The following is a 23181-nucleotide window of genomic DNA, read 5'->3' as shown; positions in this document are numbered from 1 at the left end:
GCGGTAGTTCAGTCGGTTAGAATACCGGCCTGTCACGCCGGGGGTCGCGGGTTCGAGTCCCGTCCGCTGCGCCATATCTGTTTCAAGGACCACTGAACGCCTTGAAACACCGAACGCAACCGCTGGTTGATTCGGAATCGATAGCAAAGACCCTGGTCGAAAGACCGGGGTTTTTTGTGTCTGAAATTTGGCATCTTCCCAATATTTCCCTCCTTGTTACCGCGAATGCAGATTGCAACCTGTTCGATCTCGCAAGATGAATCTGCCTGCGTCTAGCGACTCACTGCGCTGCAATGCCGCATTGATTTTTTGATTCTTTGGTCAAATTTTTGTAACTGGTTGTTTGCTGCGAGCTCGGAAACCTATAAAGTTAACCTTTCGGTCAGCTTTGCACTGTCATCACGCCCTTTGTTTCGTCAAGAAGGGCTTCTGCAAGACTCGAGATTCCCAGTAGATAACCAGAAGGGCGGATCCATAACCGCTCAGAGGATGATCCATGTCCAACCGTGAAATATCCCGGCGCTCGTTCCTTCAGGGCGGGCTGGTGGCGGGTGTGAGCGTTACGCTCACGCCGCTCAGCAGTCAGGCGCTGGCTGCCTTGATGGAAAACAGCGTGACCGTGCCGTCCGAGCAGTGGCTCGGCAACAACGGCAAGGCGCGCCAGCGTAACGATGCATTGTCCAAGGTCTGCGGCAGCAAAGTGTTTGCCCGTGACATCCGTTCTAAGGACATGCCGGGCTGGCCCCAGCAGCAAGGCCACGCCATGTTGCTGAAAACCATCAAGGCCGACCGCATCTACGACGGCTACGACCTGTCGTGGCTCGGCGCCGATCTGCAGCCTGATCGTATCGTTACCGCTGCTGACCTGGACAAGGACGGCATTGTGTTCCCTGAAGAGCACGCGCCGGATCCACTGCTGCCGGAAGGCAAGGTGCCGATGTTCATTGGTCACCCGGTTGCGATCCTGATCTGGAACGACTTCGAGCGTTTCCGTCAGGCCAAGAACAAACTCAAATTCAATGACAAAGCGATTCGTTACGGTGCGCAAGTACCGTTCTACGAAGGCGATCCCTATGGCAGTTTCCGCTATGTGCGCGTCGGTGGCCCGACGTCGGCGGACGAGGACGAATTTGCCAGCCTCAAGGACTCGATCCTGTTTCCGATGCTGAAAAATCGTCGTCCGGTGTGGAATTCCCAACCGAACCTGCATGGCAACCTGACCGAGCGCGGCCTGTTCTACGCCGACCGCATGAAGAAAGAGATCGACACCCCGCCGGACAACTGGCTGGTGTTCGACGAGCGCTACAAAACCCCATCGATCGAACCCGCCGCGATGGAGCCGGACAACGGCAACGGCTGGTACGACCCGGCGACCAAGACCCTGCATTTCGTTGTCGCCACCCAATGCCCGCTGGAAACCGCCACCGACACCGCGAAGATGATCGGGCCGTCGCGTTTCGGCCTTGCCAACCTCAACATGCACCCGGGTTACACCGTCGGTTACGGCTCCAAGGATCACAACATTTTTGTCTACTACGCGGCCCTGGCGGCGTTGTACGGCGCGGGTGTGCCGATTCGCCTGGCCAACGACCGCTACGAGCAGTTCCAGAGCGGCATCAAGCGTCACCCGTTCGACATCCGCTACCAGTTGGCAGTGGACAAGACCGATCACAGCTTCAAGATTTTCCGTGCCGAAATGAGCGTCGATGGTGGTGGTCGGATCAACTACAGCCCGTCTGTGGCCGCGGTTGGCGCCACGGCGGCGCAGTCGATCTACTACATGCCGCAGAACGACCTGCAGGTCACCGCTTACCATTCCCGTGCCGTTGAAGCAGGCTCGATGCGCGGCTATGGCACGTTGCAGAGCATGGCCTCCACCGAGATGATGGTCGACGAAATCGCTGATCGCCTCGGTGTCGATGCCATCGATCTGCGTCGCAAGAACGCGTTGCGCTCGGGGATGAAAAACACCCAGGGCGCGATCCCGGCCGGTGCGTTGCGTCTGCATGAGATTCTCGACAAGGCTTCGCTGCACGAAGTCTGGAAAAACCGCGATGCGATCAAGAAACAACGTGAAGCGGCGGATCCGGACAACTGGTATGGCGTGGGTTTTGCCATTTGCCAGAAAGACTTCGGCACCGGGTCCGAAGCGCCGATGGCCAGCATCGAGTTCACCGCCGATGGGCGCATTTCCCTGCGTCATATTGGTATCGAGATCGGCACCGGCATGTCCACCTCGCAAGCGTTGGTGGTGGCTGATTTCCTCGGCAGCCCGGCTCACGACGTGAAGACCGGTGAAACCGAGTGGGATGAAATGCAGCTGGTCACCGCCGGCAACCCTTACATCATGAGCCAGGCCGAGCAGGATAACTTCCTGCGCAATCCGCGCTGGGTCGGCAAGCTGGCTTCCGCCTCGTCCGCGACCAACTCCGCCTACTACTTCAGCCACGCCACCCGTGAAGCGGCGCGCGTGCTGTTCAACCACGGTCTGTGGCCGGCGGCGCTGGAGATCTGGCGTCAGGGGCCGTATGGCGGCCAGGCCAACCCCTACGTGGTGCGTCGCGAAGATGCGCATTGGGTCGACGGCAAGCTCACCGCCAACGGTATGCAGCCACTGACCTTCGAAGAGCTCGCCAGGCGTGCGCACGAGCGTGGTCTGGTCACCGGCGCCACCGTTCATGGTTTCAACCGCTGGAGCTGGGCCGAGGCCGAATACAGCATCGACGGCGTGCGCGAGCGTCTGCCGCTCGACGGTCTGGCGGTGAAGTATGGTGACGGCGCCCCTAAGGCGAAGAAAGCGCAGATGACCAGCGCCGGTTTCCATCTGTTGGATCGGCAGAACGTCGCCTATCCGGTGGTTCAGTTGAACAACGCCGCCGTGACCTACTACAGCCCGGTAGCGACGCTGGTCGAGTTGAAGGTCAACAAAGGTTCGGCAGAAGTCGAAGTGCTCAACCATCACTCGTGGCTGGAATGCGGCCGGGTGCTGGTCGAAGAACTGGTTCGTGGTCAGCTCGAAGGCGGGATCGCCATGGGCATCGGTCACGCCTTGATGGAAGAGATGCCGCTGTACGAAGGCGGGCCGGGGGAGGGTGACTGGAACTTCAACCGTTATCGCCTGCCGATGGCGCGCCATGTGGCGGTGTGGAAGCAGACGTCGGAAATCCTGCCGCCGCTGTCCCCAAGCGACCCGTCCAAAGGCATCGCCGAAGTGGTGATGATCCCGGTGGTCGGTGCCATCGGTAACGCCGTGGCCCACGCCATCGGTAAACGTGTTCGCGATCTGCCCATCACTGCTGCGCGCATCAAGGAGGCCCTCAATGGCTAACCGTCCGCTTCAACTGACCCTCAACGGTCAATCCGTCGGCCCGGTGGACATCCCTGATGACCTGCCGATGATCGATTACCTGCACGAATACAAGAACCTCACCGGTTCGCGCTTGGGCTGCGGCCAGGGTATCTGCCACGCCTGCGTGGTGATCGTCGATAACCCGGACGGTACCAGTGAAGAGGTGCGCACTTGCATCACCGGCGCGCATTACTTCGAGGGCAAGAAAGTCCGCACCATCGAAGGCCACGCCAAGCGTGACGAGCAAGGCCAGGTCACCGAGCTGAACCCGATCCAGCAGCGTTTCGTCGATGAATTCGCCTTCCAGTGCAGCTACTGCGCACCGGGTTTCGTCAACGCCGCGACCGTGCTGGTGGAAAAGCTGCAGCGCCAGCCAATCGTCAAAAGCAAACTGGAACAAGTCATCGAGGACAGCCTCGGTCATCACGTCTGCCGTTGCACTGGGTACGTGCGTTATTACAACGCCACTCGCAACGTGCTGACCGATCTCGGTCTGGTCAAGGAGGGTTGAGCATGAAGCAATTACTGACCCGCCTGACTATGGCGCTCGGGCTGGCTGCGCCTGTGTTGGCGGCGCACGCGGATGATCAGGTCAAGCGTGGCGAATACCTCGCCCGCGCCGCTGACTGCATGGCCTGCCACACGGCGCCGGGTGGCGCGCCGTATGCCGGCGGGCTGCCAATCGTGTCGCCGTTCGGCACGATCTACGGCACCAACATCACGCCGAGCAAGGAGCACGGCATCGGTCTCTACACCGATGAAGAGTTCTTCGCGGCACTCACCGAAGGCAAGCGTCGTGACGGTGCCAACCTGTACCCGGCGATGCCGTACACCTCGTATCACTTGATGCCGCGTGCGGATTCGGATGCGATTCACGCGTACCTGAAAACCATCGAACCGATCGAGCGCGCCGCGCCGGTGACCAGTCTGAGCTTCCCGTTCAACGTGCGTCCGGGCTTGATCGGCTGGAACATGATGTACGGCAAAGCCTTGAAGCTGGAGCCTGCGGATGGCAAAAGCGACGCCTGGAAACGTGGCCAGTACATGGTCGAAGTGCTCGGCCATTGTGGCGAATGCCATACGCCGCGCGGCTTGCCGGGCGCCATGCAGTTGGACAAGCGCCTGACCGGCGGCATCCTCAACGGCTATCTGGCGCCGAGCCTGCTGGCAACCGATCTGGCGGCGCGTGGTTGGAACCATCAGGACCTGAGCGCGTTCCTCAAGCACGGCATGAGCGCCCAGGGCACGATGTTCAACGAGATGTTCCCGGTGTTCCACAACAGCACTCAGGGCCTCAGTGATCCGGATCTGGCGGCGATGGCGACTTTCCTGCTGGGCGACAAGCCTCCGGCGGCAAAAGAACTGACGGAAGTGCCAGTGGAAAAGCTCAGTGCCAGCGCCCAGCGCGGCCGTCAGGAATACTTGAACGTCTGCGCCGGTTGTCACGCGGCCGGTGGCGAGGGCAAGCCGCACATCGCGGTGGCCATGCGCGGCAACACCACACTGCGTCTGGAAGACCCACGCAACCTGTTGCGAGTGATCGAAGATGGCATCGGTGAGCAGAAATTCGCCGGGTTCGAACATATGCAGCCTATGCCGGGTTTTGCCGACAAGCTCAGCGCCGAACAACTGACCGATCTGCTGAACTACCTGCGTCAGGGTTGGGGTGGTCAGTCGGCCGAGCTGGCGATTAGCGAAGTGCAGAAGCTGCAAGCTGATGCGCCATCCATCGAGCACAAGGCGCACTGATCATGCAGCATCTCGATCTGCAAGTGGTTCGACGGGCGCTGGAGTGGTCGACGGCGGGGCGACGCGTCTGGCTCTGCACCGTGCTGACCACCTACGGCTCGGCACCACGCGCGCCGGGTTCGCTGCTGGCGGTGAACGACGGCGGCCAGTGGATCGGGTCGCTGTCCGGTGGCTGCGTCGAGGAAGATTTTCTCGAGCGCGTCGCTGAAGGTGCGTTTCTTGATGCGATCAATGTCGTGCGTTATGGCGAAGGTGACGATCCGCGTTCGCGGGTCAGCCTGCCGTGTGGCGGCATTCTCGATGTGCTGGTAGAGAAATTTGACGCCGGCTGCGATGTGCAGGCGCACCTGCGTGAACTCGAATCGGCGTTGCTCGGGCGGCGCCGGTTGATTCGCGAGGTCGATCTGGCCACGGGCGCGCGCAGCCTGTTTGCCGATCGCGAGCAGGGTGCGCGAATCGAGCGTGAAATCGACCGGGTGCGGATCCGCATCGGCGCTGCCCAGCGTTTGCTACTGGCGGGTTATTCCAGCGTGGCGCAGGCGTGTGCGGAATTTGCGGTCGGTCTCGGCTTCGAAGTGATTCTCTGCGACCCGCGCGATGAGGTGCTGGAAGGCGTGGTGCTCAATGGTGTGGAGATTCGTCGGCAATTGCCGTCGGTGTTCATCGCCGATGGCGGATGTCACCGTGATACGGCGGTGGTGGCGTTGACCCATGATCCGCGTATCGACGACCTGGCGATGATGGAAGCGGTGCGCACCGAAGCGTTTTACATTGGCGTAATGGGCTCGTTGCAGACGTCGCAGAAGCGCTTCGAGCGATTGCGTCGGATTGGCGGTCTGGGGGAAAGCGAACTGGCGCGAATTCATGCGCCGATCGGCCTCAACCTGGGCAGCAAGACGCCGGCGGAAATCGCTTTGGCAGTGCTCGCGGATATCCTGCGGATTCGCAGCGGGATTGCGCGGGATCAGTTGTGATTGATGCTGGATGTAAAAAGGGCCGCTCTTCAGCGGCCCTTTTTTTGCTAATCAGAAACCGAGCTTGTCGCGCAATCCGTAGTACCACGCGCCCAGTGCGGCAAACGGTGTGCGTAGCAGTTGCCCACCTGGGAACGGGTAGTGCGGCAGGTCGGCAAACGCATCGAAGCGCTCGGCCTGTCCGCGCAGTGCCTCGGCCAATACCTTGCCGGCGAGGTGCGTGTAGGTCACGCCGTGGCCGCTGCAGCCCTGGGAGTAATAGATGTTATCGCCCAAGCGTCCGACCTGGGGCAGGCGCGACAGGGTCAGCAGGAAGTTGCCGGTCCAGGCGTAGTCGATTTTCACATCCTTGAGTTGTGGGAAGGCCTTGAGCATTTTCGGGCGGATGATCGCTTCGATGTTCGCCGGATCCCGCGCGCCATACACCACGCCGCCGCCGAAGATCAGGCGCTTGTCGCCGGTGAGGCGGTAGTAGTCGAGCAGGTAATTGCAGTCTTCGACACAGTAATCCTGTGGCAGTAGGGATTTCGCCAGGTCATCGCCCAGTGGCTCGGTGGTGATGACCTGAGTGCCGCACGGCATCGATTTGGCCGCCAGCTCCGGCACCAGATTGCCGAGGTAGGCGTTGCCGGCGACGATGATGAATTTAGCCCTGACCTTGCCCTGCGGCGTGTGAACGACCGGATTGGCGCCGCGCTCGATGCGCACGGCCGGCGACTGCTCATGGATTGTGCCACCCAGGGATTCGACGGCAGCGGCTTCGCCGAGCGCCAGGTTAAGCGGGTGAATGTGACCGCCGCTCATGTCGAGCATGCCACCGACGTATTGATCGCAAGCCACCACTTCGCGGATGCGCCGCTGATCCAGCAGTTCCAGCTGGGTATGGCCGAAGCGTTCCCACAAGCGCTTCTGCGATTCCAGGTGATCCATCTGTTTGGCGGTGAGGGCGGCGAATACGCCACCGTCCTTCAGGTCGCACTGAATGTTGTATTGGCTGACGCGCTCACGAATGATCCGGCCGCCCTCGAACGCCATCTGCCCGAGCAGTTGAGCCTGTTTCGGGCCAACGCTGCGCTCGATCACATCGATGTCACGGCTGTAGCTGTTGACGATCTGCCCGCCATTGCGTCCCGAAGCGCCGAAACCGACCCTGGCGGCTTCCAGCACAGTCACGCGAAAACCGTTCTCCAGCAGGAACAGGGCCGAGGACAGTCCCGTATAACCCGCGCCGATTACACAGACATCCGTCTCCGCGTCGTCCTGCAGGGCAGGGCGCGGTGGTACGGCGTTGGCCGACGCAGCGTAATAAGACTCTGGGTAAGGGGTGTTCGCCATCCTGCAGCCTCTGTTTAATATATTTTACGAGTGCAGCGATCCTACCCCAGTTGAAAAACCTCCGCCAGCCACCGGGAAATCTTCTTGCGGCAGGTCGAAATTAAATATTTTGCATATTCATAGGGTTAGGTGAAAAAAAAGGTGTTGACACCCCTCCGGAATTCCGTAGAATGCCGCCTCACAGCAGGCACGTAGCTCAGTTGGTTAGAGCACCACCTTGACATGGTGGGGGTCGTTGGTTCGAGTCCAATCGCGCCTACCAAACAAAATCCGCTCTGCTGGGCGGTCTGAAAGGGCTCACCGAAAGGTGGGCCCTTTTTTGTTGTCTGCGATTTTTCAAAGCCTTTGCAAATTCGGTTGGGTCGACCGCAGCTGCACTTCGGCACATTGCAGGGGGTATTCATGAGTCGCAAATTCAGGCGCGCCTGTCGTGGTGATATCTAAAGCCTGTTGAAGATTGATCCTGTCGCTGAAAAAGATAGCGGTTGCCGAGAGTGCATCGCGAGGGCGATGAGGGCGGAAGAATGCTGGGTTGTCTTCGAGGCGAGCGATCCTGGCGCTCCCTTCGGCTACGGATGTGTGGATCGAAGCTTTTTGGGTGAGTGGTTCATTCCTCTCGTGGTTGTCTCCATTAAGAACAGGCGTTCCGGGGTGGAGCAGACAAGATCTTCACGTCGACCAATACGCTCTTGGATATCCGTACAGCGGAACGGTCGAGAACCCTGATCCGAGGATCCTGAGCTTATTTTTGTTAATTTCTTGAGCCTGGCGCGAATTGACTGCGATGGATTTTGATCCGTTCGCCACCGGTCCGTCGCGAGCGGCCTTTTAAATAGTGTGGATATTTAATGGGTTACCGACTTTATTAACCATCCGGTTATCAAAAATACGTTGTTACAAGACGAATAAATCAGTAGTATTCGCCCCGCGTTCACCACCACGGTTTATGCATTTTTAAATCCCAAGCTTCCATCAGCTGCTTGGGATTTTTTTTGCCCGCGATTTGCCTTTCTCACATTTCTGCCCCGACTCGCGTCTCGTCCGTTCCTGTTTTTCGGGAGGGGCGACAGGCAAGTCCTCATTTTTTCGACTACTACTGTCAGGCTGATTTCAACTCTGCCGAACAGGAGTTCATTGATGCTGGTTCATTGGTTTCTCGCAGCGATCCATTTACTGGCGTTTGCCATGGGCTTGTGGGCGGTGCTGACGCGTGGAGCAGCCTTCAGCCGCCTGGCATCTGGCTCGGGTGAAGTCGGGCGCGTATTGCTTGCCGATAATGTCTGGGGACTTTCGGCGTTGGTGTTGCTCATCACCGGCGGCATGCGGGCTTTTGGAGGTTACGAAAAGGGGGCCGACTATTACCTGCATCAGCCGCTGTTCCATCTGAAGATGACATTGTTTGTGCTGATTCTGCTTCTGGAGCTCATGCCGATGATCTCGCTGATCAAGTGGCGCGTGGCCAAGGCGCGCGGTGCTGCCCCTGACACGGGACGTGCGAAGGTGTTCGCACGAATCAGTCATGCCGAAGCGCTGCTGTTGATATTGATGGTCGTGGCGGCCACCGGGATGGCGCGTGGCGTTACATTCGGCTAGGCGGGCGTGATTCCCAGCCGCTATTCGGAAATGTCCGACAGCCAGCCCATTGAATGATGGTTAGTATCGGTTGCGAGAAGGGTTGAGGCAGGAAGGGACGTGGCACGCGCCGTCACCAAGGAGGTGGGGGAATGGCGATACGGCGCTTGAATCTTTAGCCAGTCATTGCGCGCGGGCAAACGAACTGGCTACTGACTGCGATGGGGCTCAGGGTGTTTGTGGCTTTTCCGGAGCGGTCAGGCCAGCCTGAATGCGCTGGTAGATCTCTTCCCGATGCACTGCAACGTTCTTCGGAGCATTGATGCCGATTCGAACTTGCTGGCCGCTGACGCCGAGAATGGTGATCGTGATGTCATCACCAATGTTTATGCTTTCACCGACTTTGCGGGTGAGTATCAGCATGGTCTTCTCCTTGATTGCTTTGTAGGGCACCTGATTCAGACAGTGCAGAGGTCGGTGGTACGTATAGATTAGTGCGAAGTCTTACAGTTTGGGTGCCTCTTTCTGACGCGCAGCAGCGGCATTAATTCCCAGCGCGTAACTATACAGGGGCTGTCAGCATCAATCTCGTAGTTTTGCGCCCATTTTGCGGGGCTGCGAAAGTATTCTCGAGTGTTAAGATCGCCGCTTTGAAAATTCAGAGGGAAGCGTTGTGCGCAAATTGGTCTGGGTAGTCGCGGCACTGGCGTTGGCAGGATGTGGCGAAGGCAGGAGTGTGGATGCGCAAAAGCCAAAACCGGCGACGGTAACTGCGCCTGCTGCGGTGGGGCCGCAGTGGGATCTGGAAGTGCGCGGTGAAACACCTCAAGCCGTCAGCGACCTCAGCGGCTGGTTGATCGAGCATGCCTTTGTGGCCAGCGTCATCAGGGACGCCAGTGGAAAGACCCGGATCCTGCTAGGCCCTTTCAATTCGAAGGCTGACGCTGAGGCGCGCCAGGCGGATGTGAATGCCGCGTTGATCAAGGCGAAGAAGCAGAACATCGAAACGCTGGTGATTGAGCGCACGGCCGCTCAATAAGCGATCCATTGAGCGGGGGATGCCTGTCGATACAGTGCCGGTTGGCCAGACGGTGACACTGACAGATGTCGACATCGAAGAAGAGATTCTGTGGGCGATCGCCGATACGGCTAGCAAGGGATTCTATGGCTGGATCGCCGAAAATCCGCTGCGGTCATGAGCCTGCGCAAATACCTGATCAGGGAGCACGGCATCCTTTGCGAGTCGCTCAATCAGTTGGGCTACTGGCGTGACAACAAGTCCGGTGGTTGAGCATAAAAAAGGCCTTGAGTTTATCGCTCAAGGCCTTTTCTTTCGATCAAGCAATCAACCGCAGGCTTTCAGGTTCACCGGGCCGACAAATTCGTTCCCGCGTCCCATCACGCACGCCACGCTCTGATTGCGCTGGCGTTCCCAGTCCTGCACCGGATAAGTCTTGTTCCAGGCTTCGTACAGTTGCCGGTCCTGCTTCGACAGGCGCAATCCGTATTGTTTGCTCATGTAAAAGTAAGTGCGGGCGATCATCCCGCGAATCGAAGGGCGGGGCATGACCTTCTTCGCCTTGAAGTCGACCTGAGTCAGGCACGAGCCGTACTGACCCTTTTCGACCGGCAACCAACCGTAGCTGAAATTGCTGCGGTCGCCATTCATATACTTATACGGTATTGCATTTCATTGACACGGCTCGTCATGAAGACAAAATATTCAATAAATTCAACGAATTGCATGCTATTTACGTCGTTATTCTTCCGGCAAAAATCGTGTCAACGTTGACATTTTTACCCTGTCGCGCCTGCGCTTAAATCCGACAGACGGTATCGATTTATTAGCCTCCCAAACGATGGTATTCGGCGCCAGTCGACCGACATGATCGCGGCCCTCATCCAAGAATGCCCCTGACCCAAGCTCTCCATCCTCTCAACCCCGCCAACACCAAGCCTTCACTGAAACCCTTGAGCTCCTAACCGCTGCATCACCACCATGACCTCCGTCTGCGTGAGCGTGGGCACGTGCTGACGACTACGACCTCTTTCTACAATGACACCAAGCTCTAGAGAAGAACATCATTACCCAGAGGAACACTCTCGTCATATTGCCGAGTCTGGAACCGCATGCAGTAGTTGCTGTAGTGACTCACGTAGAACTGTGGGGAAGGGGAGTTATAGCGGTAGATGAACAAAACGCGCGGATCAGTGAGTACTCAAACTATGAGGAAGGCGGAGTTTTGAGGTATCTGCGAACGGTTGTTGCCGATAGCTCCAATGCGCTTCCGATCTCGGCAATGGACACTCCAGCATTCTTCATACGAACGGCCTCTGCAGCTTTCTGCGCTGCCCCTGTTCGCGCTGGCCGGCCAGGACGAAGCTTTCCGGCACTGGAAAGCGCCTCCATCTGTAGATCGATCCCGTCTTTTTTTATCCTGTTCAGTTGCTTCGTAAGACGTTTTAAAGCGTCCGTGAATGGCTCTTGAGACTGGAGCGAAGTCGCCATGAGAATCAACACAGCAGCATCAAGCTCCAGGATTGTTGCCAGGCGGATCAGGATATCAATCGTAATGTTCACCTCTCCGCGTTCTATCCGACCGAGATACGAAAGATCAATAGTGTTCAGATCGTCTTGTGAAAGACCCTTCTCTCTACGCATCACTCGTATTACGACAGCCAACGCTTTTGCTGCCTCCATCAAACTTCCCCTAACAAATCGAGGATAAAGCCATATTGCGTTGCGCCATAACACGGGCTATCATCCGTGTTGTGGTGTTTTGTGCTTCATCCTTTCCCTGATATCTCGAATCTTGAGTTGGCGTGCAGTGCGAATCGATTGCCCAAAGGGATGTTTTGTTAGTTATCAAGCGTTGGGTTAGATGTTAGTGATCCCTACGCGGGGAGCACACCTAACAAATCAGATGTATTGACGGAGATTTTGTGGTTGAGCACAGATGAAAACGAAGGTGGCGACGACCTGCGAGGCGGCCCCGGTGAATCTCGCCAGGGATCGATGGACTCAGACGAAATTCTCATCGAACTCGTCAAGGGGCTCTATCCGCGTAAGCCTTACTGTTTAGTCGAGGATTGGACAGTTTTCCGCGTCGAAGCCACAGAAGACGAGCTGAGCAAGATCCAAGCAGCTGGCCAGTTACCCATGATCGTTTTCGCACATAACGTCCTGTTTGATAGCCAAAGAAGATTTGATGTTGGCGACTGGGTACGTTCCACATTCGCGACCTCGTTTGAAGACGGCTTCCTATTTGAGACTAGGAACACGGTTTACGTGCTCAAGGGTGTAGGCCATGAGAAGAAGGCGAGTTTGGAAACCATCTTTTCCTTTTTCTAATCCAGTGGCTGCGGCCGTTGCAAATATCAGAGATTAGACATGTTCAGAACTCAAGACAGCGACCTTTTAGGAGTACCCGGGATGTTCGGGGCAGGCCTGGCGCACTGGCACACCGTGTCGCGAGTGCTCCGAATGCACTGGTACTACGTCACTGTTCAACATGAGTTGGAAGGCCGACAGGTCGAATACGAGTTGATGATCAACGATGAACATCAGCTGGAAGCGATATTGAACTCCCACGACCCCAAAAAGGTGGTGATCGGTGCTCAAGTAGTAACCCCGGCCTACATGAATGGGAGAGGGATACCGAGTATGGAGCCACTTACCAGGGTGTCTGTGGGGGTAGATGAACTCGGGTGCGTCGTTTGCGTTATAGAAGTAGAAAGCGGTGCCGTGTACCACGACTCGCATCGTCAAAATTTCAACCGAGCATTGGTTTCCAATTTGAAAGAAATTTTCCACTCAAGTCGCATTCGTCCAGTCTGAAGCTGACCACGGCCAAACGGAGCTTTCGTATGAGCGGTACCGAAATGACGTTTCACAGCAAACGACTATCTGATTTCGACCTACTTCGAATTCACAAGGCGCAAGCGCAAGGTTTTGATCTTCCAGTTACGGCTTATCTCAATCATGTGGCCATCGTTGGTAAAAGTGCGATGGGAGTCGTCTTCGGCCACGTACGAAAAGGCCCATTGGGCCGCTTCGATGATGGTCACTACATGCGTACCTCTGACATCGTTTGCGCCCGACGTGAAGGTCGATTTTGGGTTCTCAAAACAGTCAACTCGCGATACGTCATCGCGACGTTTCAGCGTGACATCGGACGAAAAACCCTTCGCAACTTTCTGATGGTTTCTAGCCAAGCAATGCAAGAGTCCACCTCCATTCAGTGAGCTTCGAGGTGCAAGTCAAGGAGGAGAAAAAGGCTATTACATCTAAAACCTCTTCCGTGTTATTCGAGCAAGGAGCGTAATGGCAATATTAGATTGGTTCTGGTACTAGCTCGATCCGGAGGACTTTTACTTTGGCTTGAGCGCAAAGCAGACTTTCACCATCCTCCGCATAATTCCTCTTGGCTTCGAAGGCTGCTTCGATCTCGTGCAGGTTGCTGCAGTCCTGAAAATCAGACGTGTCAGTCGTCACGTATTCGTGGCACACGCTACTCAATGCAGAACCATTGGCCCATAAGTCGTCGGGTATAGTCGTGTCGATGTGAATCAAGCTGATAAGAAATTTCATGCGGCGCCCTTAAAGATTTGTTCCTGAATATAGAAAGGTGGGCGTCGTGCACAAGGTCAATAATTGTTGGCCATTGGTCAATATGAATTGTGTTGTTCGTACAGTCTTTTTAGACGGGGCGGTGTGCTCAGAAAATATTTTTGATTGGCGCTAAAGTATTCTCGGTTTTGAGCCGTTTAACAAATAAACAACAAAATAAACGTACTGAGAGGCTCAAGATATATGGCTACCATCACCCCACAAAAAACAATTTACCCACTGGACTTTTTCCGAGGCAGAATAGCCTACGAGATTTCTAGTCATGTAGGCGCCTTCAGGGATGGAGACGAGGTTGTGCTCAAAGTTGATGAGTACACCTACCACTTGAGCCCAGCAAAAGCCGATCTCCTGGCTCAAGGCTTTCTAATGGCAGCTCTACGCACTCGTCTTCGACGTTTCGATATGCCATGGCGTAATGGACAGATCCATAATGTAAGTGCAATGCCCAAAAAAGCTTTCCAGAGGGGAGTGGCAATGGGGATGGGGTTCCATGACATCACACTCCCCGAGTCAGAAAAATTTATCGCGACGGGTTGGCTTTACGAGGGAACTGGGGAGGATTTGGATTACCCCGCAAACGTGGTGTTTCTTAAAACCAGGCGGGATGGCGTTGTGGAATTCAGTAAGGGAAACGATGAATTTCTTTTGAGCCCAAAGCAAGCCGTTCAGCTCTGCTTGGAGCTTGCAGATTCTTCCAGTTCACTTGTCACGCGTGTCTGGAGTATTTGGGACAGGCATATCGAGTGGAGTACCGGGCGCGCAGCATCGGATAAAGCCTCTTTCGATCTGGCGAATAAGGCACTGTTTGAGTATCTGAAGTCTTACAAATCCTTCGCTTGAGATTCGCACTGATGTTATCTGAGAACTGAGATGTATTCATTATGGTTGTCGTAGATCAAATGTCGGCATACGTCTCGTACTTTTTTGCGGGTTTAGGATACAGCGACCCTTGATCTGAGTTCTCGCGACGTCATCTTCCAGCGTCTCTCTGGCGTCGTAATCTGCCTGCCTTGCAGGATGTAGTAACAGACCGAGTCTAGTAGCAGCTTTGTACTCTGCGACCTCGCCTGTCACGCCCAGCGGCTTGCCAGTCAAGCGATAGAATCAACGCGCAAGCACCTTGGCTTCTTTCACGATTTCTAGGATTTCTAGGATTTTATCCTGGATCAATGCAGCCTGTTGAAGTTCGTTGCCATGACTGAGTTCAGTCTTCTGCAAACGCCTCGAGTGCAGTGAGCAGCTTGGCAAGCTCCGCCAGGTTCGGCATCATTTCATTGGGATTTGTTCAGGTTGCGGCGTGCGTTTGCGCAAACTCGATCGCGGTTGGGATATCCAATGAAATCGAGGCAAATGATTTCATCAGTAATGATTCGGGCAATGCCCAATCCCATTTTTCGCGCAGCATGTTTTCCACGTCTGCGAGTATCGATTCCAGATCGTTTGCATCCAGTTCACCTACGTCCTTGAGTGCCGCCAATGTCCGTTGGATATCGGCGTCAATCTCAATCGCCAAGCCCGCGTTATCACACGGAAGCCCCACATGATTGAGTAAAAGACGAAGCGCATCGTTGGCGTAATCACCCAGCCAACTGATCAGATAGCATCTGCCACCAGACTCAATGAGGTAGCGTTCACCGATGCCTAACGCGTTGAATGTCTTTTTGGCTTCGTCGAGTAACGCTTGGGCATCGCGGTCTATGAATGGGCAGGGATTAGGGTCTGCGAGGACAGCTCGCATTTCCTTGCGCACGTTGTCATGCACCATGGCGCCTAAGCCGTCGAAAAGAGGAGGGGCGCCCCCGCGTGCTGGGGCTACGATGATGACCTTAGCCTGAAGATCCACATCACGAACCTGCCACCGTCGGCCACCGAAGATGATGCGCTGATCCTTTGTCAAAGGCCTGCTGACGGGGACAGAGCCTAGGGCTTTACCGTCGCACACCAGGCGGAACTCCTCATCGCTAATAAAGGCGCTATAGAACTCATAGTGGTTGATCAGGCGCTCACCGACTGTCCCGGGCAGCAATAAGCCCGAGCTGTCTTGGATGATGAGTTCATGTTCTCCCAGCGATTTGAGCAGCTTGAGAAAGTCGGGCTTTTCTACGTTCTGGAATGCCGCTTCAGCCACTAAGTGTTTCCAAAGATCAGCCGCAGTTGCACCACCACACTGAGCAATCACAGAAAGGCATTGCTGAACGAGTGTGGAAGCATGAAGTCCCTGAGTCCGGGGAGGTTCGAACCATCCACCAAGCAACAAACGAACCATAGCAATGGTCTGAACCAAACTTTGGCGTAATTGATCCGAAAGGCTGGAGTTATCCTTGAGTGGCGACTCCTTGCAGTAAACGCGCAAGACCGCGTTCTCCCCCGGTCGCCTACCCGATCGACCCAGTCTCTGTCGCAAGCTGGCCACCGAGGGTGGGGCGCCAATCTGTACTACTGTCTTGATGCTACCGATATCTATGCCGAGCTCCAGCGTCGTAGTACAGATGGCTGATGCTGCTTGGCCGCCTGCCTTGAGGGCGTGCTCAGCTTGCTCGCGCAGGTCTTTCGAAAGGCTGCCGTGGTGGGGCCAGAACTCATTGGGCACACCATCTTTCTCACAACGCCGCCGCAACTGATCTGCGTACCATTCAACTTGCTGCCGGCTGTTTGGGAAAATCAGATTGTTGCTACCGCGCAATACCTTGTAGAGATGGTCAGCGATCGCAAAGTCGGGACTTGCCTTGTTTTCCGTTTCGTCTTCTTCGCTTTGTGCGTCAGCAGATTGGATGAGAAGCTTTTTAAGCTCGCTCATGGGAGGCTGGATGTAACCGCGCACCTGTACCTGGAGTGTCTGGCCTGAGTTTTCAGACTTAATGACGGTTACTCCTCCTGCGTCTGCAGAACGAAGAAACTCCTTAGCTAAACTCATTTTGCCGAGCGTGGCTGAAAGCCCGACCCTGGGGAGACGGCGTCTGACAACGAGCTCTACTCGGTGCATCAAGGATTGAAGCTGTTTGCCTCGCTCACTTCCAATGAATGCATGCAACTCGTCCACGACGATATAACGCAGGTTCTGGAACACTCCGGCAAGACTGGAGCCTCGGTTGACGAACAGAGCCTCCAGGGATTCAGGCGTGATCAGTAGCACCCCTTCAGGCGACTTAAGGAAGCGATGCTTTTTACTTGATGAAATGTCGCCATGCCAAGCCACCACGGGAATTTCGAGCTGCTCACAGAGGCGGCCTAGTCTGTCCCATTGATCATTGATCAAGGCTTTAAGTGGACTGATGTACAGCACAGAGCCGGGAGGGTCATTGTGGTTGAGTAAATGGGTCAGGATGGGGAGAAACGCGGCCTCGGTTTTCCCCGCCGCCGTTGCGGCGGCAATGATGACATCCTGATCGGCATCCACCAGTACTGGCACAGCCCTTTCCTGGGCGTCACGTAAGGACGTCCAGCCTTCAGCCCAAATCCATCGCTGAATACGGGGTTCCAGCTGGTCGAATCCCGATGACTCAGAGTGTGAAGGTGGCAAGTTCATCGTCCGTGTCGACTTTCGTGTCTTCTTCTGCGCCCAGGTCTTTGGCTACCTCGACACCTCCCAGCAGCGTTTTCCAGTCAGCTCCCGGGTTCTGCTCCAAGATGGCTAGCAGATTGATAAATGCAGTGATCGTGGTGCGCGGCGTGCGGAAGTAGGCTTCACCCAAGCGCTGATTACAGTGCGCCATAAAAAGGGGGAGCGCTTCGTCAGGTAGTAGATATTTTTCGACATCGCCGCCCGCGTAAACATGGCGAAGCTTCTGCAGCAGTACATAGAAGTCTTCGGGGGTGAGGCTGGTCAGACGAATCACCGGGCCCGAGAGATCCACCAGCCCTGACTTGGCAAACGAGTTCTCTGCCAAGCGCGATTGCAGGGCAGGGTAGCTAAACAGACCTCGACGAGTGTCCATCAAGAACTCTGGGGTGCCGCCCAAGACGAATCCGAGCCCCTCAGACGACCCTTGCAGCGAATCATTGAGGATGCGCAGTATCTGCTCGTAGTTGGCATTGCGTGCCTGCGTGTTGGCCAGCTTGTAGAGGTTGACCAACTCGTCGAGGCAGATCATCAGACCGCCAAAACCTGCGAGTCTGACGAATCTCGAAAGCAGCTTGAGCTGGTCGTAGACGGAGGCATCATCAATGATGGTTCGCACACCCAAGGCTGTGCGGGCATCGGTCTTGGTGGTGAACTCGCCACGCAACCAGCGAATGGCATCAGCCTTGAGTTGTTCGTTGCCTTCCTCGAAACCTCGGCAATATGCGGCGATTACTTCAGCGAAATCGTAGCCGTTGACCATCTCGGTCAATTCAGCCAGGTGTGCTCGAATGACAGTCTCACTGTCTGTGCCTGCCGCCTTGGCTTCCGTTTTGGCCTGCGAGATAAATTTCTCAACAATGCCTTGCATCGCACCACCGTCTGGCTTGGTGCGCGTCGACATGTTCTTGGCCAGCTCGGAGTAAAGCGAGCGTGCTTGACCTCCGGTGGCGTGCAACCTGCGATCCGGGTTTAAGTCAGCGTGCATGGTGACGAGTTTGCGCTCCATGGCGATGGCTCGAACCAAGTTCAAAAAGAACGTCTTGCCTGCACCGTACTCACCAATCACCACTCGAAATGCCGATCCGCTCTCAACCAGGCGATTGACGTCCTTGATCAGCGCATCCAGCTCTCCCACCCGGCCAACCTGAATTAAGTGTTGGCCGACGCGTGGAACAACGCCTGCACGCAACGATTGGATGACCGCGTCGCGATCCTTGGCTCTGATAGTGCTCATAGGGCTAATTCTTCCAGAATGTCTGTATTGATCTCGATGGGATCATCACCTTCGGTGACGGGCATGTCGAAACGCTCAAAAGCCATGTCATTGATTTGCTCCAGGGCGCCATCGAGCATCAGCTCCATATCGCTGGCAGCGGCTTCAAGTTCGGATCGGCTCCATTCGGCACGGGAAATCAACAAGCGCAAGAATGCAGAATGTTCCAGATCGAGGCCGGCAACGTCAGCCGTGATTTCGGTCGCCGACTCTACAGTCTCAACGGCCTGTTCCGGCTCCTCAACCTGGTCATCAGTGAATACCTGGGCGAGGAGGGCAGAGACTTTAGCCGTTTCACGTTGCAGCTCAGCAATGCGCTCGTGATCGAGCACGAAGCCCTGATTTGCAACGGCGGCTGATTGTGTGCCGGGTTCGGTTGGAGTTGAGCTTGTTGCAGGTTTGACGGGAGTAATACTCGCCCCAGATGCGGCGCCGTGAAGATCGCTGTAGAGCAGTTGATTATCCAGTTGCAGCGCCTTGTAAACACGCTCAAGAAGTTTCACTTCAGCAGGGCTGACGATCCCATCGGCTTGAGCCAAGTGAGCCAGGAAACTGGCAATCGTGCGCTTGGCTTCGACAGTTAATGGATCGAGTTTTTTCTTCAAGCTTGCCAGCGTTGGCGGTTGCTGGATTTGAATCTGCAGGTGCGCCTTGAGACGTTTGCGATGGGCAACGCTCAGGTGACTCCAGGAGTCGATGTGCTGAGCAAGTAGTGAAACTTCTTCATTGGATGTATCGCCGTCGGCAGAGGCGACTGAACTGGCCAGATCGAGTGTGACTGAGGCCGCATTGTAGGCCGCTGACGCTCGCAGTGATCCGTCCTCTGGTTGGGTCACGAACAGCGCGATACGATCTTCAGCTTTTGGAGTCCTGCTCCCAGCGAGAACATCAGGCTCCATACCGATATGAAGTGATTCTAATGCACGAGCAAGGGCCAGAACCTTGTCACGAGATAACGCACCAGCGCTTTTGAAGCGACCGGCGAGTTCTCCAAAGCTCATGACAATCAGATCGTCACCGATTCTGCTTTGAAGTTCATCCAACTCCATACGGGCTCTAGCTGGCCATAGGGGGACTGGAAGTTGCAGCAGGCCTTCAAGGGCTTCTGCGCTTTCAGGGTTTCGGCCTAGATAACGGCTGTAGGGTTCTAGTTCGCTGGTGCATAGCTCCACCAACCACTGCAGGCTTTTGCGCGTTCCCGACGTTGCCATGACATCAGGAAGATCACCCACGTTAAGCGAGGGGGCCATTAGAACTGCCGAGGCAGGTCGATAGCTGGCTTTAAGCTTGGTCTTGTTTTGAGCGAGCATTAGACCCGCAGGATGTGTACTGGTGTACTTGAGCTTGAACAGCGCCGCGAAGACATTCTTGCACCGAGTTACAGGAGTGCGCCTGCTGATATTGGGGTCAGCTAACGCCCATGCCAATGCCCAGGTGGCATCAAGTGGTCGTCTGTTTGCGGCGTGTTGCCCCAAACCAATACGCAGTGGAAGCGGCATTTCATAGCTGTAAGCAACTACATCGGGAGGTGGGCCAAGGTAAAGGCTGGGGTCGAGCGTTTGATTGCTGAGGTAGTCCAGAAAGCCCTCTGCGTACCCTCTGAACGATCGGCTCTCTCCATAAATCCTGAGCAATCGTTGGACTTCTTTGACAATCAGGGGAATCTCGGTCTTCACCTGCGGATCGCTTAGTGCATCAACCAGAGCACGACGCTCAAGGCCATAGAAAAACAGAAAAACGTAGCCAGTGTCTGCCAGCGGATCACGCCGTCCGCCTTCTAGCCACTGCAGATAACCGCGCCGAGCCTCAGGCGATATGGAATGAAAACTGGGCCAGTAGGACATCAGCCGATCTTCAATATCAACGTACGACTTGGCTATCCGTAATTTGGGATTGAGCAGTGATGGCTCTTGCGCGTCGTATCGACCCAGCGCGCTTCCTACATAAAGCATTCCACCTGGAAGTGAAAAGCCAGCCACGGTAACTGACTCACCCGCAGGCACCCAGCGGGCATTTGATTTCTGCTTACTCGCATCTGGAATTTTGAAGGAGACGGCAGAAGGGGAGCCGAGTTGGACGGTATAAAAGTCGGAGGTTTCTTCAGATATATTGCTCGACGAAACCTCTTGCATCGAGAAGGTCACGTTCTTGTCACGTGGCTCATGCAGAGGTGTTGTCGTTGAGGCAGATTTTTGCAACTGCGCAAGCTGCCGTTTCGTGCGTGTGGCTAACAACCACATGACCCCGCCGATGCAAGCAATCACGCCAATAGCGATCCATGCATTCTTCGGGATCGAAGCGAGCGCACCAAAGACCAGTGCAAAGAAAATCAAGATGCCAGTGCCGTTGGAGTTTTTTGCTTTCTTCCTTGCCATGAGAATTTCAGCCTTGAAAGGTGGATGCTGGCGCAATGGAAGTATCCGACAAATGCGTTCATAGGGCCATGGGCTACGCAGCGCTTCTGATCGGAAAAAAGCCCATCAGAGAGCCCAAGGCGTTAGCTGTCCCAGTCATCCTGGTGATCGAGCGCTTTGGCTATAGCCGTTTTGTCCAACGGGTTGAATTACTCAAGCATGGAATATAGCGTCGGACAACTTTATGCGTGTCAGTCCGCAGATCAGTTGGAGAGAGCAGATGGAAGGCGAGAATGAGTCTCAGGTTTGGCGCACGGCGCAGTAGGCATGTAGCAAGGTGTAGTTTGCGCGACTGCTTGAAGAGGCGGTCGCCAGTTTCAAGAGAGTTCCTAGGCTTGATCCTATCGTGCGGCTGCACGCGTCACGGATCGGCGCTGAGAGCAACAGGGTGCTACGTGATGCTCTGAAATGTCATGATATCGACGCTGGCCCAACTGAAAGTTACGTCGAGCTTAGATCTCGTCTGAGAATGCATTTACGCGATCATCTGCAATCGCACCTGATGAAGTTCGGCTTTGCTTCTGACGTGATGAAAGCGGATCAGTTGGATAGAGATTTGGGGTTGTAGAGGGGCGGGGAGAGCCCAATAGCAGAGCCTTAGTCACCTTCCGATAAAGGGGATTCCGACAGTGTGGTAAACGGCAAAGAGCTGTTAGTGCCTCAGTCCGATTGTTCGCAAAAAAGGCGGTGCCCGCAAAGGTGATGTTAGGACTGCCGTATCCGCATAATCGCATCTGTGATCGCTTTAGCATTTGTGTCTAAGGTCTCCATAGCCATCACAGCGTTATCTGCAACCACTGCCGCGCCACTGGCTGCAAGCCAAACGGCGACCTCCTCGATTGCCGCCGCCAGTGCATGCTGGTTGTGCACGAGCAATGTCAGGGCGTCAGCAGTTGCGATATTAGAAACTGAGTTATTTGGCATGCGATCCATCCTGGCAATGAGGTTTCGCAAAGACTAGCTCATGCGGCAGCAGCAGAGGGGCTTAGATACTGAAGGCTTAAAATTGCTACGCCGCGCAGATGATTTGAGACTTTAGCCAATGAGTTTGGGGGGAGGCGGGGCTACTGCGTCAACTCCATCATCGGGGCCAACCAGTGGCCGCTTTCGGCTGTGGATTCAATCGGTCAGAGCACTAATGCATGAATTCACTCTGGATCGCACTGGTCATTTTCGTGTGCCTGGTTGCAGCGTCGCTTCTCACGATGCGCTGGTACCCAAGACTGGCAGCCCATCATCGGGATGACGACACCAACACCGTCATTCGTTTGGTAGCCAACATTTTTGTGGTCATGACATCACTGGTATTCGGTCTGATGATTAATTCTGCCAAGAATACCTTCGAATCGATTGACGCGAACTTTCATGGATATGCAATCAGCCTGATCATTTTTGACCGGACGCTACGAGGCTACGGAGAAGCTACACAAGACACGAGGAATCGCCTGATTACCTACCTCGAGCGAGCAATCGAAAACCCGTACCGAGGTGACGAAGCACTGCAGCATCGGAACAGTGAGGCGGCTAAATACTTGGATGACATCGGCAAGTCATTAGCCGGTATTAAGCCCCCGGATCGCTTCCATGAAACGATGCTTCAGGATATCCGTCAGCAATATCACTCGCTTATCGAGCAACGCTGGAGGATTGTCGAGCAGTCGGACGGAGCGATTCCGGGCCCTTTGATTGGGATGCTGGCCGCCTGGTTGACACTCATCTTCGCTAGTTTTGGTTATCGCGCACCACGAAACTCGATGGTAATTGGAATGTTCATAATCTCGGCATTGCTCATCGCAGCTTCCGTTTACCTTGTATTGGACATGGATATTCCTTTCCACGGCCCTATCCAGATATCCGACGAGCCTCTGCGCAGGGCGCTTGCCGTAATGCGGCTTTAGGCGGTTTTGTGAGCGCGTACAAGCAAATCACATCTTTTTACCCGAAAACGCTTTTTACCTAAAATCGCCACCGGCCAACCGCATCCGGTCACCGGTCGGATGGAAAAGGTGAGATATAGCGCCAGCCATTCAAACGATCCTCTTCATAGGCCTTTTCGACTCCCGAGAACGCTTACCACGCCTCTTTCAGAAAGAATGCCAAAGAAGCAAAATATTGATATTTTTCTCCCATTTGAGTGTCTATTCTGTTGTAGCGTAACAAGACTAATTGCCAAGGAAGTTCCCATGTCCAAACTCGCAGAGTTCCGCCAGCTCGAAAAACACCTAGCTGAACAGCTCCAAGCACTCGAAGCCCTCAAGGGCGACGCAGGCCTTAAGAAAGAAATCGAATTCGAAACGAAGCTGCGCGATTTGCTCGCAAAATA

Annotated in this window: 20 protein-coding genes, 1 tRNA gene and 2 pseudogenes; 14 read left to right on the top strand and 9 right to left on the bottom strand. The window is 55.3% G+C overall.

Translation table 11 applies throughout. The features are described from left to right. Positions 1 to 496 precede the first annotated feature (496 nt). From ACKJSM_RS28215 to ACKJSM_RS28200, 4 genes are read left to right on the top strand one after another with little or no spacing between them, the layout of a single operon-like run. Entirely contained in the window at positions 497 to 3328 is a 2832-nt protein-coding gene (locus tag ACKJSM_RS28215) for a xanthine dehydrogenase family protein molybdopterin-binding subunit (protein WP_236180511.1), read from the top strand. After that, on the top strand, positions 3321 to 3860 hold the full coding sequence (locus ACKJSM_RS28210; RefSeq protein WP_007956473.1) for a (2Fe-2S)-binding protein: 540 nt from the start codon (positions 3321 to 3323) through the stop codon (positions 3858 to 3860). The genes ACKJSM_RS28215 and ACKJSM_RS28210 overlap by 8 nt, the downstream gene beginning before the upstream one ends. A gap of 2 nt (positions 3861 to 3862) precedes the next feature. Further along, complete coding sequence (locus ACKJSM_RS28205) at positions 3863 to 5098, top strand: c-type cytochrome (protein WP_410239480.1); 1236 nt, start codon at positions 3863 to 3865, stop codon at positions 5096 to 5098. 2 nt (positions 5099 to 5100) lie between these two features. Next, positions 5101 to 6072 (top strand): XdhC family protein, encoded by a 972-nt coding sequence (locus ACKJSM_RS28200; RefSeq protein WP_410239479.1) that lies wholly within the window; start codon positions 5101 to 5103, stop codon positions 6070 to 6072. A 51-nt stretch (positions 6073 to 6123) separates the two neighbouring features. Here ACKJSM_RS28200 and ACKJSM_RS28195 read toward each other — a convergent pair whose 3' ends face one another. After that, positions 6124 to 7407 (bottom strand): NAD(P)/FAD-dependent oxidoreductase, encoded by a 1284-nt coding sequence (locus ACKJSM_RS28195; protein ID WP_410239478.1) that lies wholly within the window; start codon positions 7405 to 7407, stop codon positions 6124 to 6126. Positions 7408 to 7592: 185 nt separating this feature from the next. Between ACKJSM_RS28195 and ACKJSM_RS28190 the strand changes: the two genes are divergently transcribed. Further along, positions 7593 to 7669, top strand: a tRNA-Val gene (locus ACKJSM_RS28190). A gap of 875 nt (positions 7670 to 8544) precedes the next feature. Further along, positions 8545 to 9000 carry a DUF2214 family protein gene (locus tag ACKJSM_RS28185; RefSeq protein ID WP_236180518.1) on the top strand — a complete coding sequence of 152 codons (456 nt, stop codon included), beginning with the start codon at positions 8545 to 8547 and terminating at the stop codon, positions 8998 to 9000. 207 nt (positions 9001 to 9207) lie between these two features. Here the strand turns inward: ACKJSM_RS28185 and csrA are convergent, their stop codons facing one another. Then, entirely contained in the window at positions 9208 to 9402 is a 195-nt protein-coding gene (gene csrA / locus ACKJSM_RS28180; protein ID WP_186532595.1) for a carbon storage regulator CsrA, read from the bottom strand. Positions 9403 to 9652: 250 nt separating this feature from the next. Here csrA and ACKJSM_RS28175 point away from each other — a divergent pair, with 250 nt between their 5' ends. Then, entirely contained in the window at positions 9653 to 10018 is a 366-nt protein-coding gene (locus ACKJSM_RS28175) for an SPOR domain-containing protein (protein WP_236180520.1), read from the top strand. Positions 10019 to 10037: 19 nt separating this feature from the next. Next, positions 10038 to 10178, top strand: coding sequence for a hypothetical protein (locus ACKJSM_RS28170; RefSeq protein WP_236180522.1), 141 nt, complete (start codon positions 10038 to 10040; stop codon positions 10176 to 10178). A gap of 146 nt (positions 10179 to 10324) precedes the next feature. Here the strand turns inward: ACKJSM_RS28170 and ACKJSM_RS28165 are convergent. Both ACKJSM_RS28165 and ACKJSM_RS28160 read right to left on the bottom strand, forming a co-directional pair. Further along, positions 10325 to 10648: pseudogene (locus ACKJSM_RS28165) on the bottom strand (endonuclease); the annotation flags it as partial. Between the two features lie 555 nt (positions 10649 to 11203). Then, the gene (locus tag ACKJSM_RS28160; protein WP_309295822.1) at positions 11204 to 11680 is read right to left on the bottom strand and encodes a transcriptional regulator; all 477 of its coding nucleotides are present in this window, start codon (positions 11678 to 11680) and stop codon (positions 11204 to 11206) included. Positions 11681 to 11926: 246 nt separating this feature from the next. On the opposite strand from ACKJSM_RS28160, the gene ACKJSM_RS28155 reads away from it, so the two are divergent. The 3 genes from ACKJSM_RS28155 to ACKJSM_RS28145 all read left to right on the top strand — a co-directional run bounded on the left by ACKJSM_RS28155 (position 11927) and on the right by ACKJSM_RS28145 (position 13224). Next, a complete protein-coding gene (locus ACKJSM_RS28155) occupies positions 11927 to 12331 on the top strand; it encodes a DUF6957 family protein (protein WP_410239477.1) in 405 nt (134 codons plus the stop codon). 132 nt (positions 12332 to 12463) lie between these two features. Further along, positions 12464 to 12817, top strand: a complete 354-nt coding sequence (locus ACKJSM_RS28150) for a hypothetical protein (protein WP_410239476.1) — start codon at positions 12464 to 12466, stop codon at positions 12815 to 12817. A 29-nt stretch (positions 12818 to 12846) separates the two neighbouring features. Further along, positions 12847 to 13224 (top strand): hypothetical protein, encoded by a 378-nt coding sequence (locus ACKJSM_RS28145; protein ID WP_236180527.1) that lies wholly within the window; start codon positions 12847 to 12849, stop codon positions 13222 to 13224. A gap of 88 nt (positions 13225 to 13312) precedes the next feature. Here the strand turns inward: ACKJSM_RS28145 and ACKJSM_RS28140 are convergent, their stop codons facing one another. After that, on the bottom strand, positions 13313 to 13570 hold the full coding sequence (locus ACKJSM_RS28140; RefSeq protein WP_236180529.1) for a hypothetical protein: 258 nt from the start codon (positions 13568 to 13570) through the stop codon (positions 13313 to 13315). Positions 13571 to 13792: 222 nt separating this feature from the next. On the opposite strand from ACKJSM_RS28140, the gene ACKJSM_RS28135 reads away from it, so the two are divergent. Next, positions 13793 to 14449 (top strand): hypothetical protein, encoded by a 657-nt coding sequence (locus ACKJSM_RS28135; RefSeq protein WP_236180531.1) that lies wholly within the window; start codon positions 13793 to 13795, stop codon positions 14447 to 14449. Positions 14450 to 14894: 445 nt separating this feature from the next. Here the strand turns inward: ACKJSM_RS28135 and ACKJSM_RS28130 are convergent, their stop codons facing one another. From ACKJSM_RS28130 to ACKJSM_RS28115, 4 genes are all read right to left on the bottom strand, one after another. Next, complete coding sequence (locus tag ACKJSM_RS28130) at positions 14895 to 17066, bottom strand: DEAD/DEAH box helicase (protein WP_236180790.1); 2172 nt, start codon at positions 17064 to 17066, stop codon at positions 14895 to 14897. 43 nt (positions 17067 to 17109) lie between these two features. Continuing rightward, positions 17110 to 18405, bottom strand: coding sequence for an ATP-binding protein (locus ACKJSM_RS28125; RefSeq protein WP_236180535.1), 1296 nt, complete (start codon positions 18403 to 18405; stop codon positions 17110 to 17112). Continuing rightward, positions 18402 to 20819, bottom strand: coding sequence for a TerB N-terminal domain-containing protein (locus ACKJSM_RS28120; protein ID WP_410239481.1), 2418 nt, complete (start codon positions 20817 to 20819; stop codon positions 18402 to 18404). Before ACKJSM_RS28120 ends, ACKJSM_RS28125 begins: the two co-directional genes overlap by 4 nt. 744 nt (positions 20820 to 21563) lie before the next feature. Next, a complete protein-coding gene (locus ACKJSM_RS28115; RefSeq protein WP_236180537.1) occupies positions 21564 to 21782 on the bottom strand; it encodes a hypothetical protein in 219 nt (72 codons plus the stop codon). A 218-nt stretch (positions 21783 to 22000) separates the two neighbouring features. On the opposite strand from ACKJSM_RS28115, the gene ACKJSM_RS28110 reads away from it, so the two are divergent. Next, entirely contained in the window at positions 22001 to 22756 is a 756-nt protein-coding gene (locus ACKJSM_RS28110; protein ID WP_410239475.1) for a hypothetical protein, read from the top strand. A 285-nt stretch (positions 22757 to 23041) separates the two neighbouring features. Then, positions 23042 to 23181: pseudogene (locus ACKJSM_RS28105) on the top strand (transcriptional regulator); the annotation flags it as partial.

This window comes from Pseudomonas sp. PHC1, assembly GCF_046487845.1.
Taxonomy (GTDB): Bacteria; Pseudomonadota; Gammaproteobacteria; order Pseudomonadales; family Pseudomonadaceae; genus Aquipseudomonas; species Aquipseudomonas sputi.
This window is presented reverse-complemented; position numbering and strand designations above follow the sequence as displayed.

Coding starts and splice junctions, on each gene's coding strand:
- ACKJSM_RS28135 (WP_236180531.1), top strand. CDS start 13,793: ATGGCTACCATCACCCCACAAAAAACAATTTACCCACTGGACTTTTTC.
- ACKJSM_RS28200 (WP_410239479.1), top strand. CDS start 5,101: ATGCAGCATCTCGATCTGCAAGTGGTTCGACGGGCGCTGGAGTGGTCG.
- ACKJSM_RS28195 (WP_410239478.1), bottom strand. CDS start 7,407: ATGGCGAACACCCCTTACCCAGAGTCTTATTACGCTGCGTCGGCCAAC.
- ACKJSM_RS28115 (WP_236180537.1), bottom strand. CDS start 21,782: ATGCCAAATAACTCAGTTTCTAATATCGCAACTGCTGACGCCCTGACA.
- csrA (WP_186532595.1), bottom strand. CDS start 9,402: ATGCTGATACTCACCCGCAAAGTCGGTGAAAGCATAAACATTGGTGAT.
- ACKJSM_RS28110 (WP_410239475.1), top strand. CDS start 22,001: ATGAATTCACTCTGGATCGCACTGGTCATTTTCGTGTGCCTGGTTGCA.
- ACKJSM_RS28210 (WP_007956473.1), top strand. CDS start 3,321: ATGGCTAACCGTCCGCTTCAACTGACCCTCAACGGTCAATCCGTCGGC.
- ACKJSM_RS28185 (WP_236180518.1), top strand. CDS start 8,545: ATGCTGGTTCATTGGTTTCTCGCAGCGATCCATTTACTGGCGTTTGCC.
- ACKJSM_RS28160 (WP_309295822.1), bottom strand. CDS start 11,680: ATGGAGGCAGCAAAAGCGTTGGCTGTCGTAATACGAGTGATGCGTAGA.
- ACKJSM_RS28120 (WP_410239481.1), bottom strand. CDS start 20,819: ATGGCAAGGAAGAAAGCAAAAAACTCCAACGGCACTGGCATCTTGATT.
- ACKJSM_RS28145 (WP_236180527.1), top strand. CDS start 12,847: ATGAGCGGTACCGAAATGACGTTTCACAGCAAACGACTATCTGATTTC.
- ACKJSM_RS28215 (WP_236180511.1), top strand. CDS start 497: ATGTCCAACCGTGAAATATCCCGGCGCTCGTTCCTTCAGGGCGGGCTG.
- ACKJSM_RS28150 (WP_410239476.1), top strand. CDS start 12,464: ATGCACTGGTACTACGTCACTGTTCAACATGAGTTGGAAGGCCGACAG.
- ACKJSM_RS28140 (WP_236180529.1), bottom strand. CDS start 13,570: ATGAAATTTCTTATCAGCTTGATTCACATCGACACGACTATACCCGAC.
- ACKJSM_RS28205 (WP_410239480.1), top strand. CDS start 3,863: ATGAAGCAATTACTGACCCGCCTGACTATGGCGCTCGGGCTGGCTGCG.
- ACKJSM_RS28170 (WP_236180522.1), top strand. CDS start 10,038: ATGCCTGTCGATACAGTGCCGGTTGGCCAGACGGTGACACTGACAGAT.
- ACKJSM_RS28125 (WP_236180535.1), bottom strand. CDS start 18,405: ATGAGCACTATCAGAGCCAAGGATCGCGACGCGGTCATCCAATCGTTG.